At 66.5% G+C, this 18,435-nt stretch carries 13 protein-coding genes; all 13 read left to right on the top strand.

The window, feature by feature from the left end:
• Positions 1-24: 24 nt before the first annotated feature.
• The 13 genes from G572_RS26780 to G572_RS0113735 all read left to right on the top strand — a co-directional run bounded on the left by G572_RS26780 (position 25) and on the right by G572_RS0113735 (position 18,369).
• Positions 25-3,738 carry a UDP-N-acetylmuramoylalanyl-D-glutamyl-2,6-diaminopimelate--D-alanyl-D-alanine ligase gene (locus G572_RS26780; protein ID WP_037546877.1) on the top strand — a complete coding sequence of 1,238 codons (3,714 nt, stop codon included), beginning with the start codon at positions 25-27 and terminating at the stop codon, positions 3,736-3,738.
• Positions 3,739-3,746: 8 nt separating this feature from the next.
• Positions 3,747-4,832: a phospho-N-acetylmuramoyl-pentapeptide-transferase gene (mraY, locus tag G572_RS0113790; RefSeq protein ID WP_029058979.1), complete on the top strand. Its 1,086-nt coding sequence runs from the start codon at positions 3,747-3,749 to the stop codon at positions 4,830-4,832.
• A gap of 4 nt (positions 4,833-4,836) precedes the next feature.
• Entirely contained in the window at positions 4,837-6,246 is a 1,410-nt protein-coding gene (gene murD / locus G572_RS23890) for a UDP-N-acetylmuramoyl-L-alanine--D-glutamate ligase (RefSeq protein WP_037546875.1), read from the top strand.
• Positions 6,246-7,403, top strand: coding sequence for an FtsW/RodA/SpoVE family cell cycle protein (locus G572_RS0113780; protein ID WP_029058978.1), 1,158 nt, complete (start codon positions 6,246-6,248; stop codon positions 7,401-7,403). The genes murD and G572_RS0113780 overlap by 1 nt, the downstream gene beginning before the upstream one ends.
• 8 nt (positions 7,404-7,411) lie before the next feature.
• The gene (gene murG / locus G572_RS23885; RefSeq protein ID WP_051242377.1) at positions 7,412-8,557 is read left to right on the top strand and encodes an undecaprenyldiphospho-muramoylpentapeptide beta-N-acetylglucosaminyltransferase; all 1,146 of its coding nucleotides are present in this window, start codon (positions 7,412-7,414) and stop codon (positions 8,555-8,557) included.
• On the top strand, positions 8,554-9,984 hold the full coding sequence (murC, locus tag G572_RS0113770) for a UDP-N-acetylmuramate--L-alanine ligase (RefSeq protein WP_029058977.1): 1,431 nt from the start codon (positions 8,554-8,556) through the stop codon (positions 9,982-9,984). Before murG ends, murC begins: the two co-directional genes overlap by 4 nt.
• Positions 9,981-10,967, top strand: a complete 987-nt coding sequence (gene murB / locus G572_RS0113765) for a UDP-N-acetylmuramate dehydrogenase (protein ID WP_029058976.1) — start codon at positions 9,981-9,983, stop codon at positions 10,965-10,967. The genes murC and murB overlap by 4 nt, the downstream gene beginning before the upstream one ends.
• Positions 10,960-11,889 (top strand): D-alanine--D-alanine ligase, encoded by a 930-nt coding sequence (locus G572_RS0113760; RefSeq protein WP_029058975.1) that lies wholly within the window; start codon positions 10,960-10,962, stop codon positions 11,887-11,889. The genes murB and G572_RS0113760 overlap by 8 nt, the downstream gene beginning before the upstream one ends.
• Positions 11,877-12,791, top strand: a complete 915-nt coding sequence (locus tag G572_RS23880; protein ID WP_029058974.1) for a cell division protein FtsQ/DivIB — start codon at positions 11,877-11,879, stop codon at positions 12,789-12,791. The genes G572_RS0113760 and G572_RS23880 overlap by 13 nt, the downstream gene beginning before the upstream one ends.
• Positions 12,788-14,110: a cell division protein FtsA gene (gene ftsA, locus G572_RS0113750; protein ID WP_029058973.1), complete on the top strand. Its 1,323-nt coding sequence runs from the start codon at positions 12,788-12,790 to the stop codon at positions 14,108-14,110. Before G572_RS23880 ends, ftsA begins: the two co-directional genes overlap by 4 nt.
• Before the next feature lie 104 nt (positions 14,111-14,214).
• Positions 14,215-15,996, top strand: a complete 1,782-nt coding sequence (ftsZ, locus tag G572_RS0113745) for a cell division protein FtsZ (protein ID WP_029058972.1) — start codon at positions 14,215-14,217, stop codon at positions 15,994-15,996.
• A gap of 276 nt (positions 15,997-16,272) precedes the next feature.
• Entirely contained in the window at positions 16,273-17,229 is a 957-nt protein-coding gene (gene lpxC / locus G572_RS0113740; protein WP_029058971.1) for a UDP-3-O-acyl-N-acetylglucosamine deacetylase, read from the top strand.
• A gap of 321 nt (positions 17,230-17,550) precedes the next feature.
• Positions 17,551-18,369 (top strand): outer membrane protein assembly factor BamD, encoded by an 819-nt coding sequence (locus G572_RS0113735; protein WP_029058970.1) that lies wholly within the window; start codon positions 17,551-17,553, stop codon positions 18,367-18,369.
• Positions 18,370-18,435 lie beyond the last annotated feature (66 nt).

Below are 18,435 nucleotides of genomic sequence, written 5' to 3'. Positions count from 1 at the left end.
GCACACAAGATATTGGCGCACAAAATGCTGCTCAAGGACCTCGCCGGCGAACAGGTGCTCGCCGCACCCGAGTTCGAAACCGAAATCGCCGGATTGTCCGCCGACAGCCGAACGGTCTCGCACGGATACCTCTTCGCTGCCCTGAAGGGCGCGACGAGCGACGGAACCCGGTTTATCGAAGACGCACGCACCGCCGGAGCGGGCGCCGTGCTTGTCGGCGCGGATGTGCCGGCTGAAACCCTTTCAAGCCTTGGCGACGGCTTTCCCGTCATCGTCAGCGACGATCCGCGCCGTACCCTGGCGCTGATGGCCGCGCGGTTCCACGCCGGTCAGCCCGACACGGTTGTCGCGGTGACCGGAACCAGCGGCAAGACGTCGGTTGCGGTCTTTGCGCGGCAGATCTTTGCCGCCGCCGGCAACAAGGCGGCAAGCCTCGGCACCATCGGAACGGTGACGAGCGCCGGTGCGAATTACGGCGGGTTGACGACGCCCGACCCGGTCTCGTTGCACGAAACCCTGGCGCGCCTCGCGCATGACCGCATTACCCATGCCGCCCTGGAAGCCTCCAGCCATGGTCTCGACCAGCGCCGGCTCGACGGCGTGCGCTTCGCGGCGGCGGGGTTCACCAATCTCGGGCGCGATCATCTCGATTATCACGCGGGCGTCGAAGACTATCTCGCTGCCAAGCTGCGCCTGTTCGACACGCTGCTTCCGGATGGTCGCCCTGTCGTTCTGGAGCCGGAGGCGCCCTATGCCGACCGGGTGATGGCGGTGGCGCGCGATCGCGGGTTGCCGCTCTTCACCGTCGGCGACGGCGGGTCGGACATCGCGCTCAGGGACATTCGTCACGACGGGTTCGTCCAGATCCTGAGCCTGGAGACGGACGCCGGGCCGCGCGAGATCCGGCTGCCGCTGGCCGGGAGGTTCCAGGTCTCCAACGCGCTGATCGCGGCGGGCCTGGCGATTGCCGGTGGCGTCAAGACCGATGTGGCGCTGGAGGCGCTGGAAAATCTCGAAGGTGCGCCGGGACGGCTGGAACTTGTCGGCGAGAGCGACGATGGCGCGCTGGTCTTCGTCGACTACGCCCACAAGCCGGATGCGCTCGACACGGCGCTTGCCGCGCTGCGTCCCTTTACAAAGGGCCGGCTGATTGTGGTCTTCGGCGCCGGCGGCGACCGCGATGCGGGCAAGCGGTCCCTGATGGGGGCGGCCGCTGCGCGTCAGGCGGACGTCGTGATCGTCACCGACGACAATCCGCGCAGCGAGAATCCGGCCGCGATCCGCGCCGCAATCGTCGAGGCCGCACCCGGCGCGCTGGAAATCGGCGATCGGCGGGATGCCATCGAGGCCGCGGTCGGCATGTTGCAGGCAGGCGACGTGCTGTGTATCGCCGGCAAGGGACACGAGCCGGGGCAGACCGTCGGCACCGAGGTTCTTCCGTTTTCCGATCATGCGGTCGCGCGCGATGCCCTTGCCGCCATCGCGGAGAGCGACCTGTTCGCCGCCTCCGAGGACGAGGGGGGAGATTTCGAGCTCGACTTTGCAACCCTGCTGTCCGGCGAGGCACCCCGGGAGCACCGGGAGGTTGCGGTCGGGGAAAAGGCTGCGGAAGAGACGTCTGCAGAGGGCCTCGACGCGAACATCACGTCGCTGGACGATGAACTCGCGGCAGCTCTTTTCGATGAACTCGGCGGCGACATCGGCCGAAACGAGGGCAACGTGCCCGCCGCAGCTGCGGAACCCGGGCAGACCGACGAAGGGATCTTCGCCGATGCCGGCGCGGTCCCGCAAGACGATACCGGGCCCGCCGCCGACGTCGTCGGCGAAGCGGACGGCGAAGTCGATGCGGATGACGCGGTCAGTGCCGCTAGCGTAGACGATGCCCTGTTCGCCGATGGCGAGGACGCGGGCGTTTCCGATACGCGGGCGGCGGATGGCGAAGACGACAACGAAAACGCGGGCGAGCCAGGCGAGGTGGAAGCCGAGGCCGACATCCGCACCGACACCGAGGTCGACGAACCCGATGTCTTGGCGACCGGTATCGGTGAGGGCGAGCCTGGCGAGGCGGAGGAAACGGAACTCCGCGAAGAGAACGTCGACGCCCTTTCGCAGCCGACCGAGACCGACGCGGAGGATCAGACCGACCCGGAAGACCGGACCGACCTGGAAGACCGGACCGACGCGGAAGACCGGACCGGCGCGCCGCTTGATATTGCGGATGCGGTGCTCCCTGCCGCTGCGGCGGCGGCTGCAATGGCTGCGACCGAGCCGGTGTCGCAGTCGTTCGAGCCGCTTCCCGAGCCCGACGACGCGCGCCCCTTGTGGACGCTGGAGGAAATGGTCGCGGCCACGGGCGGACGCATCGAGGGCGTGGACGCCGACACGCGGATCCACGGTCTTTCCATCGACAGTCGCACGATCGAGCCGGGAGAGGCGTTTCTGGCGATTGTCGGCGAACGTTTCGACGGTCACGATTTCGCGGGCGCCGCCCTTGAGGCCGGCGCGGCGCTGGCGATCGTGGCCGAGGCCCGCCGTCCCGATCTGCCCAAGACGGGGCGCTATCTGATTGTCGAGGACGCACTGGAGGGGCTGCGCGATCTGGCGCGGGCGTCACGGGCGCGCAGCCGGGCGCGGATCGTCGCGGTCACCGGCTCGGTCGGCAAGACCAGCACCAAGGACATGCTGAAGCTGGCGCTGGACCCGTCGGGCAAGACCCACGCGCCGGTGGCCTCCTTCAACAATCATTGGGGCGTGCCCTTGACGCTGGCGCGCATGCCGGCGGACACCGCCTTCGGTGTCTTCGAGATCGGGATGAACCACGCCGGCGAAATCACGCCGCTCGTGCAGATGGTGCGTCCGCATGTTGCCGTCATCACCACGGTCGCGGCGGTGCATCTGGAGTTCTTCGGCTCGGTCGAGCGGATCGCGCAGGCCAAGGGCGAGATCTTTCTCGGGCTCGAGCCGGGCGGGCTGGTGCTGCTCAACCGTGACAACGATCAGATCGACCTGCTGACCTTTTTGGCCAAGAGCGCCGGCGTCAGGCGCATCGCCACCTTCGGGCGCGACGGGCCCGCCGACGCGCAGGCCGAAAAGGTCTCCGCGCAGGTCGCCTGCAGCTCCATCTCCGGGCAGATTTTCGACCAGCCGATCACCTTCAAGGTGGGCGCGCCGGGCCTGCATCTGGTGACCAACAGCCTTGCGGTGCTTGCGGCGGTGTCGGAACTCGGCGGCGACCTCGCGCTCGCGGGCCTCGCGCTTGCGGGCTTTCGTGCCCCCAAGGGGCGCGGCGCGCAGGTGAGCCTGCGCTTGCCGGAGGGGCAGGCGACGGTGATCGATGAAAGCTACAATGCCAATCCGGCCTCCGTGCGGGCGGCGCTCTCCCTTTTGAAGGAGACGCCGATTTCGCGGCCCGGCCGGCGCATCGCTGTGCTCGGCGACATGCTCGAGCTCGGCGAGGCGGAAGGACGCCTGCATGCCGACCTGCTCGGACCGGTCACGGAAAGCGACGCGGATCTCGTCTATTGCGTCGGCGCGCGAATGCACGAACTCTGGACCCTCTTGCCGAAGCACTTGCGCGGCGCTTATTCCGAAGAAGCGGCGAGCCTGCGCCCGCTGCTTATGGAGGATGTGCGCCCCGGTGACGTGATCATGATCAAGGGGTCGCTCGGCACCCGGATGGGGCCGCTCGTCGAGGCGCTCAAGCGCGAATTTCCCGTCGAGGACGACGGAGCCGAATAGGACGCCCGATGCTGTATTTTCTCGTCGAATTCGCCGATCAGTTTTCCGCGCTCAACGTGTTTCGTTACATCACGTTCCGAACCGGCGGCGCGATCATGACGGCACTGCTGTTCATCTTCCTGTTCGGGCCGATGATCATCAACTCCCTGCGTTCGCGCCAGGGGCATGGACAGCCGATCCGCGCCGACGGGCCGCAAAGTCATCTCCTGACCAAGAAGGGCACGCCGACGATGGGCGGGCTGATGATCCTGTCGGGGATGCTCGTGGCGACGCTGCTGTGGGCCAATCTTCTCAACCCCTACACGTGGATCGTTCTCGGCGTGACCGTCTGCTTCGGCCTGATCGGTTTCTATGACGACTTCCTCAAGGTCGCGAAGGCCTCGCACAAGGGATTCAGCGGGCGGATGCGCCTCGGCCTCGAATTCGTCATCGCCGGAACGGCGGCCTTTTGCGTTACGCTGCTCGAGGGCGATGTCTACGGAACATCCATCGGTTTTCCCTTCTTCAAGGATCTCGCGATCAACCTCGGGATCTTCTTCATTCCCTTCGCGGCCTTCGTCGTCGTCGGGGCGGGCAATGCCGTCAATCTGACCGACGGTCTGGACGGTCTGGCCATCGTGCCGGTGATGATCGCGTCCGCCTCCTTCGGCCTGATCGCCTATCTGACGGGCAACGCGGTGTTTTCGGAGTATCTCCAGATCCACCACGTTCCGGGCGCCGGCGAACTCGCCGTCCTGTGCGGCGCGGTGATCGGGGCGGGGCTCGGCTTCCTGTGGTTCAACGCGCCGCCGGCGGCGATCTTCATGGGTGACACCGGCTCGCTGGCGCTCGGCGGCATGCTGGGTGCCATTGCGGTCGCCACCAAGCACGAGGTGGTGCTCGCCATCATCGGCGGCCTTTTCGTGCTGGAAGCGGTCTCGGTAATCGTGCAGGTCGCCTCCTTCAAGCTCACCGGCAAGCGCGTCTTCAAGATGGCGCCGATCCACCATCATTTCGAGCATCTCGGCTGGACCGAAAGCCAGGTGGTGATCCGTTTCTGGATCATCGCCGTGGTGCTGGCGCTGGTCGGGCTTGCAACGCTGAAGCTGAGGTGAGCGCATGATCTCGGCTACCTCCTTCGCGGATCGCGACGTTGCCCTGTTCGGGCTCGGCGCCTCGGGCCTGTCGGCGGCGCATGCGCTCCTGTCCGGGGGCGCGCGCGTGCACGCCTTCGACGACATGCCCGAACGCCGTCAGACGGCGGCGTCGTCGGGGATCCCGGTCGTCGACCTGAAGTCGACGAACTGGTCGAAATTCGATGCATTGGTGCTGGCCCCGGGCGTGCCGCTCACGCATCCGACACCGCACTGGAGCGTCAATTTCGCCCGCCAGCAGGGCATTCCGGTGATCGGCGACATCGAGTTGTTCTGCCGGGAGCGCAAGCGGCTTGCACCCGACGCCCCTTTCGTCGCGATCACCGGCACCAACGGCAAGTCGACCACCACCGCGCTGATCAGCCATTGCCTTGCCCATGCCGGCCACGACGTGGCGATGGGCGGCAACATCGGGGTGCCGATCCTCGACCTGCTGCCGCCGGCGCGCGGGCGGGTTCATGTGGTCGAATGCTCCTCCTATCAGATCGATCTCGCGCCGAGCCTCGATCCCTCCATCGGAGTGTTGCTGAACATCACCCCGGACCACCTCGACCGGCACGGGTCGCTCGAACATTATGCCGCGGTGAAGGAACGGCTGATCGCCGGAAGCCGGCTTGCGGTCGTGGGGGTCGATGACGGACTGAGCGCGGTCGTGGCGGACCGGGCGGAGCAGGCCGGGCACGAGACGCTGCGTCTGTGCGTGCGTCATCCGGTGACCCACGGGGTCTATGCCGAGGGGAGCAAGCTCCATGTCGCCGAAGACGGCGCGCAGCGCGAATTCTACGATCTGGCCCCGGTGACCTCGCTGCGCGGAGCACATAACGCGCAGAATGCGGCGGCGGCCGTTGCCGTCTGCCGGGCGCTCGGGCTCACCGACAAGGCGATCCATGCAGGGCTCGCCTGTTTCCCGGGGCTTGCCCATCGCATGCAGGTGGTCGGGCGGCAGGGGGTGGTGCTTTTCGTCAACGACAGCAAGGCGACCAATGCCGATGCGGCGGAGCGTGCGCTGACCAGTTTCGAGCGCATCTACTGGATCGCGGGCGGTCGGGCCAAGGCCGGCGGCATTGCGCCGCTTGCGCCGCATTTCCCCCGGATCGCAAAAGCATATCTCATCGGTGAGGCGGCGGAGGACTTTTCGGGCGTGCTGGACGGGCATGTCCCGTTCGAACGCTCGGGAACGCTTGGGGCGGCCGTCGAGGCGGCTGCGCGGGACGCTGCCGCAGACACGCGCGCGGAGGCCGGGGAAGCTGTCGTTTTGCTTTCGCCCGCCTGTTCGTCCTTCGACCATTTCCCGGACTTCGAGGCTCGCGGGCGTGCCTTCGTCGATGCCGTGCGCCGCATCGTGCCGCAGGCGAACGAACAGGAGAGCGTGTGATGGTAAGCCGTGCCGACAGAAGCCCGTTCGCGGAATGGCTGTGGACCGTCGACCGCTACCTCTTTGCGGGGTTCGTGATCCTGATGATCGGCGGGGTCGTGCTGTCGTTCGCGGCAAGCCCGGCGGTCGCCGAACGCCTCGGCATCGACAGCTATCATTTCATCAAGCGTCAGGCGATCTTCCTGGTGCCCGCCCTTGCGCTGATGCTCGGCGTTTCCGCGCTTAGTCCGCGCATGGTGCGCCGGGTTGCGCTCGTTGTCTTTGCGGTGTCGCTGGTCCTGATGGTTGCGACGCTTTTCATCGGCATGGAAGCCAAGGGCGCGCGGCGCTGGGTGATGATCCTCGGCTTTTCGATCCAGCCCTCGGAGTTCCTGAAACCCGCGCTGATCGTGCTGGTGGCCTTTCTTCTGTCGGAAGGCGGACGGCGGCCCGAGGTGCCGGGATCGCTGTTTTCGATCCTGCTGTTCGTCATGTCGTCGGCGCTTCTTGTCGCCCAGCCCGACTTCGGCCAGACGATGCTGCTGATGCTCGTTTTCGCGGCGCTGTTCTTTCTCAACGGGTTGCCGTGGGTGGCGATCGTTCCCATCGGCGCGGTCGGCGCCGGTGGCATCCTCGCCGCCTACATGACGCTGCCGCACGTGCAAAGCCGCGTCGACCGGTTCCTCGATCCAAGCTCTGGCGACACGTTCAACGTTGACCGGGCAATCGAGGCCTTCGTTTCGGGGAGCTGGTTCGGGCGCGGTCCGGGGGAGGGAACGATCAAGCGGGTGCTGCCGGAAAGCCATACGGACTTCATTTTCGCCGTGGCGGCGGAGGAATTCGGCATTCTGGTCTGTTTGATCCTCGTGCTCGTCTTCACCTTCGTCGTGTTGCGCGGGCTCGGCCATGCCGCGCGCGACACCGATCCGTTCGGACGGCTCGCGACGGCGGGCCTGATGGTTCTCTTCGGCATCCAGTCCTGCATCAACATGGCGGTGAACCTGAACCTGATGCCGGCCAAGGGCATGACGCTCCCCTTCATTTCCTACGGCGGCTCGTCGCTGCTGGCGACGGCCTTGTCGATGGGCTTCGTGCTGGCGCTGACCCGGCGGCGCCCGCAGGCCTCGCGTTCCGACAGCGTGGTCGTGTCGCGGCTGTCGCCGGCCAAACTGACCTGAGAGCAGGCATGGCACAGACCTTTCTCCTCACCGCCGGCGGAACCGGCGGCCATCTGTTTCCGGCCCAGGCGCTTGCCGCCGAGCTGATCCGGCGCGGGCATGTCGTGGAGCTGGCGACCGACCAGCGGGTCGGCGCCTATGGCGCGGATTTCCCGGCGCGCAATGTTCATGTGATTTCGTCGGCGACGCTTGCCGGGCGCAATCCGGTCGCGCTGGCGCGCACCGCCTACAGGCTGGCGCGCGGCACGTGGCAGGCACGCGGCGTGATAAAGCTGCTCAAGCCCGATGCCGTGGTCGGCTTTGGCGGCTATCCGACATTTCCACCGATGTTCGCGGCGTTTCTGGCCGGCGTGCCGAGCGTGCTGCATGAGGCGAACGCCGTGATGGGGCGAGCCAACCGCATGCTGGCCGGACGGGTCAGTGCCATTGCGACGAGTTTTCCGCTCGTCGGCGAGGCGGCCGGCGCCTATCCGCAAAAGACCGTGCAGACCGGCAACCCGGTGCGCGATGCGGTGATCGCGGCATCCGGAACACCCTATGACCTTCCGCAGGACGGCGGCGCGTTCCAGCTTCTGGTCTTCGGCGGGTCGCAGGGCGCGCGGTTCTTTTCCGATTGCCTTCCGCCGGCGCTGGAGTGTCTGCCGGCTGAAACGCGGGCGCGGATCCGGCTGGTGCAGCAGTGCCGTCCGGAGGACATCGACCGGGTGCGAAGCGCATTCGAACGAATTGGAATCGTTGCCGAACTCGCGCCGTTTTTCCCCGATATGGCAGAGAGAATCGCGGCATCGCATCTGGTGGTCTGCCGGTCGGGCGCCTCCAGCGTCAGCGAGCTTTCGGTGATCGGGCGCCCGTCGGTTCTGGTGCCTTTGCCGCATGCGCTCGACAACGACCAGGGACGCAATGCCGATATTCTCGCCCGCGCGGGCGGCGCCTGGCCGGTCGCGCAATCCGAACTCGATCCGGCGCGCCTGGCCGCTCTTGTCACGGAGCTGATGGCGGACCCCGGGCGTCTTGCGGAGGCTGCGGACAGCGCGAAACGCGCCGGCCGCCCCGACGCGGTGCGCCGGCTCGCCGATCTTGCCGAACACATCGCCTCCGGCGGGCCGCTGCGCACGACCGATACGCGACACACATCATCAGGAGACGCATCATGAAGATGCCCCAGGACATCGGCCCGGTTCATTTCATCGGGATCGGAGGCATCGGCATGAGCGGCATCGCCGAAGTGCTGCACACGCTCGGCTACACCGTTCAGGGGTCCGATCTGTCGGAAAGCGCCAACGTCAAGCGGTTGCGCGAAAAGGGCATCGCGGTGAAGGTCGGCCATACCGCCGAAAATCTCGGGACGGCGCGCGTCGTCGTGGTGTCGTCGGCGATCCGCCGCGACAACCCCGAGCTCACGGCCGCGCGTGACAAGTTCCTGCCGGTGGTGCGGCGCGCGGAAATGCTTGCGGAGCTGATGCGCTTCAAGCAGGCGATCGCCGTCGGCGGCACTCATGGCAAGACCACGACCACCTCGATCATCGCGGCGCTTCTCGATGCCGGCGGACTCGATCCGACCGTGATCAACGGTGGCATCATCAACGCCTATGGCACCAATGCGCGCATGGGCAAGGGCGACTGGATGGTGGTGGAGGCGGATGAGTCCGACGGCACCTTCGTCAAGCTGCCGGCAGATGTCGCGGTGGTGACCAACATCGATCCCGAGCATCTCGACCATTACGGCGACTTCGAGGGCGTGCGCTCCGCCTTTCACCAGTTCGTGGAGAACGTGCCCTTCTACGGGTTCGCGGTGATGTGCCTCGACCATCCGGAAGTCCAGGCGATGGTCGGGCGCATCGAGGACCGGCAGGTGATCACATACGGGCAAAACCGCCAGGCGGACGTGCGCTTCTTCGATCTGGCCAATCGCGGCGTGAATTCCATCTTCTCGGTGGAATTGCGCGACCGGCTGAGCGGCACCAGCGAGGTTATCGAAAGCCTGACGCTGCCGATGCCGGGCCTTCACAACGTGTCCAACGCGGTGGCCGCCGTCGCCGTGGCGTGGAAACTGGGCATCGATGCATCGCGCATCCGCCAGGGCCTCGCAAGCTTCGGCGGCGTGAAGCGGCGGTTCACCCACACCGGCAACGCCGGCGGCATCGATGTCTTCGACGACTATGCCCATCACCCGGTGGAGATCCGCGCGGTTCTGGCCGCCGCCCGGGCCGTCGCCACCGGCGAGGTCATCGCTGTCGTGCAACCGCACCGTTACACGCGGCTGGAAAGCCTCTTCGACGAGTTTTCCGGCTGTTTCAACGATGCCGATCACGTGATCTGCGCGCCCGTCTATGCCGCCGGGGAACAGCCGAGCGCGGGCATCGATCACGGCGCGCTTGCCAACGGCATCCGCGCCAGCGGCCACCGCAACGTCCACACCATCGAGGGTGAGGGCGATCTTGCCGGCTGCATCGCGGGCATCGCCTCGCCCGGCGACTATGTGGTGTGTCTTGGCGCGGGAAGCATCTCGCAATGGGCGCAGGTGCTGCCGGACGCCATCGCCCGGGCGCTCGAGAGCAAGACCAGCGGTGGGGCCTCGTGAGCGGGGCCGATCTCATTTCCCGTCACGGGCTCGATCGCATCGGCCTGCGCGGCAGGCTGACGGCCGACGTGGCGCTGTCGAGCGTTACGTGGTTTCGCGTCGGCGGGCCGGCGGAGCTTTTGTTCCAGCCGGCCGACACGGACGACCTCGCGCTGTTCCTGGCGCATCTGCCGGGCGACGTTCCGGTCCTTCCCATCGGTCTGGGGTCCAACCTTCTGGTGCGCGACGGCGGCATCGACGGCGTCGTCATCCGTCTCGGTGCGCGCGGCTTCGGCCATATCGAAATGCTGGAGGATGGCAGCATCCTGGCCGGCGCGGCGGTTCCGGACCGGCGGCTCGCCGAGGCGGCCGCAAGCGCGGGGCAGGGCGGCTTTGCCTTTTACGCCGGCATTCCCGGCGGCATCGGCGGGGCGCTGCGCATGAACGCCGGCGCGCATGGCAGCGAAACCTGCGAGATCATGCAGGACCTCACGGCCGTGACGCGGGCCGGCGAGATCGTGACGCTCACCAATGCCGAGATGTCCTACCGATACCGCCACAGCGGACAGCCGGCCGAGATGATCTTCACGCAAGGCCGGTTTCGCGGCGTGTCGCGCGATGAGGCAGACATACGCCGCGAGATGGCGGAGGTCGGCGCGCATCGCGAGGCGGCCCAGCCGATCCGCGAGAAAACGGGTGGCTCGACCTTCAAGAACCCCCACGGCCATTCGGCGTGGAAGCTGGTCGATGCGGCCGGGTGCCGTGGCCTGCAGATCGGCGGCGCGCGCATGTCGGACATGCACTGCAATTTCATGATCAACACGGGCGAGGCCACGGCGCACGACCTGGAGATGCTGGGCGAGACCGTTCGGGCCAAGGTGCTTGAGACGAGCAATGTTGCGCTTGAGTGGGAGATCAAGCGCCTCGGGCGCTTTGGCGGGAAAGCGCCGGCGATCGCGCCGTTTCTCGGCCGTGAACAGGGAGAGGCCGCAGCCCATGGCTGACACAAAACACGTCGCCGTCCTGATGGGCGGCTGGTCGTCGGAACGGCCGGTCAGCCTCAATTCGGGCGAGGGCTGCGCGGGGGCGCTTGAGCGGGCCGGCTACCGTGTGACGCGGGTCGACGTCGGCCGCGACATCGCCGAGGTGCTGACACGGGTAAAGCCGGATGTCGCCTTCAACGCCCTGCACGGCCCCTTCGGCGAGGACGGCTGCATCCAGGGGCTCCTGGAGATCCTCGGCATTCCCTATACGCATTCGGGTGTGGCGTCGTCTGCGCTTGCCATGGACAAGGAAAAGGCCAAGGCGGTGATGAAGTCCGCCGGCATCCCTGTTGCCGCCCACAAGGTTCTCCACAGACTTGAAGCGGGCAAGGCGCATGCGCTGCCGCCGCCCTATGTCGCAAAGCCTGTTGCGGAAGGGTCATCCTTCGGCGTGCTGATCGTCAGGGAAGGCGCGGAGCATCCGCCGCAGGAGCTTTTCCGCGACGACTGGCCCTATGGCGACACCGTGATGGTGGAGCGTTACATCCCCGGTCGCGAGCTCACCTGTGCCGTCATGGGCAATGTCGCGCTTGGCGTTACCGAAGTGATGCCGAAGGGTCACGGCTTCTATGATTATGAGGCCAAATACGCCCCAGGCGGATCACAACACGTCCTGCCGGCGGAAATTTCACCATTTGTTTACCAAGAAGTACAGAAACTCAGTCTCAGGGCGCATCAGGCGCTCGGTTGCAAGGGCGTTACACGGGCGGATTTTCGCTTCGACGAGCAGCCGACAGGCGGTGGCGAACTGATCTGTCTGGAAGTGAACACACAGCCCGGGATGACTGAAACCTCGCTTGTGCCGGAGATCGCGGCCCACGCAGGACACTCCTTTGAAGAGCTGACAAGCTGGATGGTGGAGAACGCAAGTTGCGGACGTTAAAGGCAAAATGGGCACGGAACGGTGACCTGCCGATCGAGGTGGCGCTTGCGCCGCGCGGTCGCGGCGTCGCGCGTTTGCACCGTCGCCCGTTGTGGCGCGCCGCCGGCGTGCTGCAGGATTTGCCGCGCTGGACGGGCACCGCCGGCGCCGTCGCCTTCCTCGGTTTAACGATTGCTTACGGAGTTGCGCTCGGCGGTTACGGACGAATGGTGAGCGAATCACTCACCTCCGCAGCCGGTTTTCAGATCGCCGCCGTCAAATTGTCGGGGCAGAAGGAAACCACGGAATTCGAAATTCTCGAGGCGCTGGAAATCCAGCAGGGAACCTCGCTTGCCCTGTTCGACGCCTCGGCGGCGCGCGAGCGGCTGTCGCATATTCCCTGGGTCGACGCGGTCTCGGTCCAGAAGCTCTATCCCGGCACGCTTCAGGTGCGCATCGACGAGCGCGAGGCCTATGCGCTGTGGCAGCGCGGCGATCTGCTGTCGGTGATCGATTCCAAGGGGCGGGTGATCAGCGACGACGTCGACGGGCGTTACGCCAACCTCTTGATGCTGATCGGCCATGGCGCGCAATACCGGGGCCGTGAGGTGCTCGACGCGCTCGATGCCGTGCCGGAGCTCAGGGTGCGGGTGCGTGCGGCGCGCCTGGTGTCCGACCGGCGCTGGGATCTGCTTTTGGAAAACGGCATCACCTTGCGGCTTCCCGAGGAAGGGGTGGCCCGGGCACTGGCCGACGTCGTGACGATGGACGCGGAAAACGGCCTGCTGGCCCGCGACATCGCCATGATCGACCTTCGCCTGCAGGACCGGGTTGTGGTGCGGCTCACCGACGAGGCGGCGGTGCGGCGCAAGGCCGGCACGCCGGATGCGGCCAACAGGCGCCGCTCGGGGGCCGACACATGACGCAGCGCAACGCTCCCATCTATCTTCCGCGCATGCGCCCGCTCCCGTCCCGGCGGGCGGTGGTCGTTTCCGTGCTCGACATCGGCTCGACCAAGGTGTGCTGTCTCATCGCCAAGCTGACGCCGCGCGGCGACGACGGCGTGCTGCCCGGCCGTACCCATTCCATCGAGGTTCTGGGGTACGGCTATCAGCGCTCGCGCGGGCTGAAGAGCGGCGTCGTCGTCGATATGGACGCGGCCGAACAGGCCATTCGTCTGTCCGTCGATGCGGCCGAGCGCATGGCCGGGTTGACGGTGGAATCGTTGATCACCAATGTGACCTGCGGGCGGCTCGGATCGGAAATCATCACGGCGAGCGTCGGACTTGCCGGCGAGTCCGTTTGCGAGGCGGACATCCAGCGCGTGCTCTCGGCGGGAAGTGCGCACACGGTCGCAGACGACCGCGCGGTGATGCATGCGCTGCCGATCTCCTACACGCTCGACGGCAATCGCGGCATGCGCGATCCGCGCGGCATGATGGGGCGCCGCCTTGGCGTCGACATGCAGGTCGCAACCGCCGAGATCGCACCGGTGCGCAATCTTGAGCTTTGCATCAACCGCGGTCACCTGGCCGTGGAGACGATGGTGGCGACGCCCTATGCGAGCGGCCTGTCCACGCTGGTGGAAGACGAGACGGAACTGGGGGTTGCCTGCGTCGACATGGGCGGCGGCACCACGACGCTCTCGGTTTTTGTCGAGGGGCAAATGGTGCATCTCGACGCGATCGCGGTCGGTGGCCATCACGTCACGATGGATATCGCCCGGGCGCTGTCGACGCGTCTGGCCGACGCGGAGCGGATCAAGACGCTGCAGGGATCGGCGCTGCCAAGCCATTCCGACGACCGGGATTTCATCTCGGTGCCGCCGGTGGATGCCGACAGCGACCTGCCGATCCAGGTGCCGCGGTCCACGCTGACACGGGTAATCGTGCCGCGCGTGGAAGAAATTCTGGAACTGGTGCGCGACCGTCTCACGGCCTCCGGCTTCGCCGGACGCGTGGGCAAGCGCATCGTGCTGACGGGCGGCGCCAGCCAGCTCACGGGCCTCAGCGATGTGGCCCGCCGGGTGCTGGGCCGTCAGGTACGGCTCGGCCGGCCGCTCGGGATCGCCGGGCTGCCGGAAGCCGCAAAGGGGCCGGCGTTCGCGGCGGCCGTCGGGTTGCTGATCTATCCCCAGGTGGCGCAGGTCGAACAGTTCGAGCCGCGCAACCTGAGGGGACGCTGGAACCTCGGTTCCGGCGCGCTGGCGCGGGTCGGCAACTGGATACGCGAGAGTTTCTGAGGCGGGCAACCGCCTCGGGATGCACCGGCTCGCCGGTGCGATTTGAGGGAAACGAGGAATGAGGCGGATGTCCAGAAAGGGCATCCAGGGGTCGCGAGGAAGCCATGACCATCAATTTGCAAATGCCTGACCTTCAGGAACTGAAGCCCAGAATTACGGTGTTCGGCGTCGGCGGAGCCGGCGGCAATGCCGTCAACAACATGATCCAGGCCGGCCTGCAGGGCTGCGACTTCGTCGTCGCAAACACCGACGCACAGGCTCTTGCCAGCAACCATTCCGACCGCGTCGTCCAGATGGGCGTCGCCGTGACGGAAGGGCTCGGCGCCGGGTCGCAGCCGGACGTCGGCGCTGCCGCCGCCGAAGAAGTGATCGACGAGATCAACGACCATCTGTCGGGCTCGCACATGGTGTTCATCACCGCCGGCATGGGCGGCGGCACCGGCACGGGCGCGGCTCCCGTCATCGCACGCGCGGCGCGCGAGATGGGAATACTCACTGTCGGCGTCGTGACCAAGCCGTTCCAGTTCGAGGGCGTGCGCCGCATGCGCATTGCCGAAGCCGGCATCATCGAGCTGCAGAAGGCGGTCGATACGCTGATCGTCATTCCGAACCAGAACCTGTTCCGCATTGCCAATGCGCAGACCACCTTCGCCGACGCCTTCGCGATGGCCGACCAGGTGCTCTACTCCGGTGTTGCCTGCATCACCGACCTGATGGTCAAGGAAGGCCTCATCAACCTCGACTTCGCCGATGTGCGCTCGATCATGCGCGGCATGGGCAAGGCGATGATGGGCACGGGCGAGGCCTCCGGCGACAAGCGCGCCATGCAGGCCGCGGAAGCTGCGATCGCCAATCCGCTGCTCGATGAAACCTCGATGAAGGGCGCGCGCGGCCTGCTGATCTCGATCACCGGCGGCAACGACCTGACGCTGTTCGAGCTGGACGAGGCTGCCACCCGCATTCGCGAGGAGGTCGATTCCGACGCCAACATTATACTGGGCGCAACCTTCGATGAGAGCCTCGACGGCATCATCCGGGTCTCCGTCGTTGCGACCGGCATCGACAAGGACCTTCGCGAGGACGTGTCTCCGGCCGAAGCGCGCATGGCGGAACTGACCGAACGGCTCAAGACCATCGCCGATCCGGCCGACCAGCCCAAGGCCGAGGCGTCGCAGGCACCGCAGGCGTCCAAGCCCGCGCCGCAGCAGCCGCGCACCGGCGCACCTGTACGCGCTGCCGCCGTGCAGCGTCTCGAGCAGGAGCTGGAGATCCCCGAGCCGGTCAAGGCCTCGACCGACCCGGATGTCGAGATCGCGCCGTTTTCCCCGGCTCCCGACATGATGGAAAAGGCCGCGCCGGTCGATGATTTCGACACGGATCCGCAGGCCGAAAGCATTGCCGAGCAGCCGGCCGTCCAGCCGTATATTCCGCCGGTGGCGGAAACGACGGCGCAGCCGACGCGCATGCCCTCCATCGAGGACTTCCCGCCGGTCGCCCAGCGTGAAATGCGCGCCCATGGGGCCGCGGATCATGAGGAGCACGGTGATGAACGCCGTCCGATGGGCCTGTTGCGTCGTCTCGCCAGCGGTCTGACCCGCAAGGAAGACGAGGAAGACACGGACTATGGTCACGCTCCGGAACAGGCTCCGGCACCGCGCGCGGTGCATCCGGCGCCCGCACCGGCGCCCGAGGCTCCGCGTCCGGTCCAGCAGCCGCAGCAGGCGGCAGCCCGTCCTGCCGCACCGCGCCCGGCCCAGCCGCGTCCGGCCCAGCAGGGCGCTGCCGGCCAGCTCGACCTGACCGGCCGCAGCGCGCCGCAGCCGCGCACCATGTCCGAGGACGACCAGTTGGAGATCCCTGCGTTCCTTCGCCGCCAGGCGAACTGATCGCGGGATCCCCGCGACCCTTCCTCGTATTGCGGACGATCCGGCCCCTCACCGGATCGTCCGCACCCTTTTTGAAATTATCCCTTTTGAATCAGGCGTCTAAAATTTAAGACTTCGTTACATACCGTAACAAAGCTTTATTTAGACCCGTCCCCTCCTGCTTGTATGTTGCACCTGCGATCGAGGAGGTCGCGCCGGCGGCGCATGATTCGTGCCGCCCTGGCAAGACCCTCCCGGATCGTCGCTTCCGCGGTTCGCAAACAGGACGATCGACTGATGAAAAGAGGCTCCGACCGGCAAACCACGCTCGCTGGCTCCGTATCCCTCAAGGGTATCGGTGTGCATTCCGGCGGCCCGGCCGAAGTTGCCCTTCATCCGGCCGATGCCGGCACGGGCATCGTCTTCGCCGTCCAGCATCCCGAAACCGGCCGCGACATCGAGATTCCGGCGCATTGGCGCGCCGTCACCGCCACCTCCCTTTGCACCGTTGTCGGCGATCCGAAGGCAGGCGGCGTTTCCACCGTCGAACATCTGATGGCGGCCCTCAGGGGGCTTGGCGTCGACAATGCGGTCGTCGAGCTCGACGGTCCGGAAATGCCGATCATGGACGGCAGCTCGGCCGCCTTCGTCGCGGCGATCGAGCGCGTGGGCCTGCGCACCCTGTCCGCCGCCCGCCGCTACGTGCGCATCAAGAAGACGGTGCGTGTCGATCAGGGCAACGCCTGGTGCGAATTGCGCCCCTTCGACGGTTGCCGCTTCGATGTCACCATCGATTTCGACGCCGAGGTGATCGGTCGCCAGCGTCTCGTGGTCGATCTTACGCCGGACGCCTTCCGTAGCGAGCTTTCCCGCGCACGCACCTTCGGGTCGGTGCAGGATGTCGAGAAACTGTGGTCCATGGGCTTTGCGCTCGGGTCCTCGCTGGAAAATTCCGTCGCGATCTCGGAGGGCCGTGTTCTCAATCCGGAAGGCACGCGCTGGCACGACGAATTCGTCCGCCACAAGATGCTGGATGCCGTCGGCGATCTCGCGCTTGCGGGGCTTCCCTTCATCGGCGCCTATCATTCCTACAAGGGCGGTCACCGTATGAACCACGCGATCCTCGTCGAATTGTTCGACAAGGCGGGCGCGGATGCGTTCGAGATCGTCGAGGGGCAGTTCGACCGTGCGCCGGTCATGGTCAGCGGCGGCGAGCATCGCCCGCTGATGGCAGCGGGCCAGTCCGCGTCCTAGCCAGCGCGATGCGCTCCAGCGGACCCGCGCCACGAACCCCTTGAGCTTCGGCCACAAAAAAGCGACAAATTGCCCGCACATGACGTGACGCGGCCGGGTGTTATCCGGTACAACACGGTCTCGCGCCCGTGATGCCGTGTCTGACAGGGCCGTGCAACGACAGGGGCTTCGGGTGGCCGCGCCAGGCTCCGCGAACCGGCCGTACAGTCGCATCGCACGATGCGACATGTCACGGTCCGCGAGATGTGACGTGTCAAGGAGAGTGAAAACGTGAAGGCGGCTTTGCCCAAATCCACCGCGACGAACGCGCGGACGCGCCGCATGCGCCGGTCCGTCGCCGCCGTGCTCGCTGTCGCGAGCCTGTCGCTCGCAGCCTGTTCGTCCACAAGCTCCGACGACGATTTCGCCACCAACGACACGCCGGCGGAGGTGCTCTACAATGAGGGGCTGGCGCTGCGAAACGAAGGGCGGCTGAGCGACGCGCGGGTCAAGTTCGAAGAGGTGGACAAGCTCCACCCCTATTCCGAATATTCGCGCAAGGCGCTGATCAATCTCGCCTATCTCAATTATTCAAGCGGCAAGTTCACCGAGGCGATCACCGCTGCCAAACGCTTCACCACGCTTTATCCCGGCAACGAGGACAGCGCCTACGCGCTCTACATCATCGGCCAGTCCTATCACAAGCAGATCCCGGACGTGACCCGCGACCAGGAGATGACCCAGCGCGCGATGGCCGCCTATGGCGAGCTTGTGCAGCGCTATCCCGATTCCGAATATGCGGAAGATGCGCGTACCAAGATCCGGATCGCGCAGGACCAGCTGGCCGGCAAGGAGATGGAGGTCGGGCGCTACTACCTGAAGCGCGGCCACCAGATCGCCGCGATCAATCGCTTCAAGGTGGTGGTCACCAATTACCAGACGACCCGCCACATCGAGGAAGCCCTGTTCCGGCTGACGGAAAGCTACTACGCGCTCGGCGTCATCAACGAGGCGCAGACGGCGGCGGCCGTTCTCGGGCACAATTTCCCGGACAGCCAGTGGTACAAGGACGCCTACAGTCTGCTGAAGACCGGCGGCTATTCGCCCGACGCGGATTCCGGCAGCTGGATCAGCCGGGCGTTCAGCGGTATTTCGCTTTAAGGGGCGGGGTTTCCCGCGCCCGCGTTCTGTCCCCGGGCCGTCGCGCGTCTTGCGCGGTGCGCCTCA

Source organism: Stappia stellulata DSM 5886, from assembly GCF_000423705.1.
GTDB classification, from domain to species: Bacteria; Pseudomonadota; Alphaproteobacteria; order Rhizobiales; family Stappiaceae; genus Stappia; species Stappia stellulata.
Note: the sequence above shows the minus strand (reverse complement) of the source record. Positions and strands in the feature narration are given on the sequence as shown.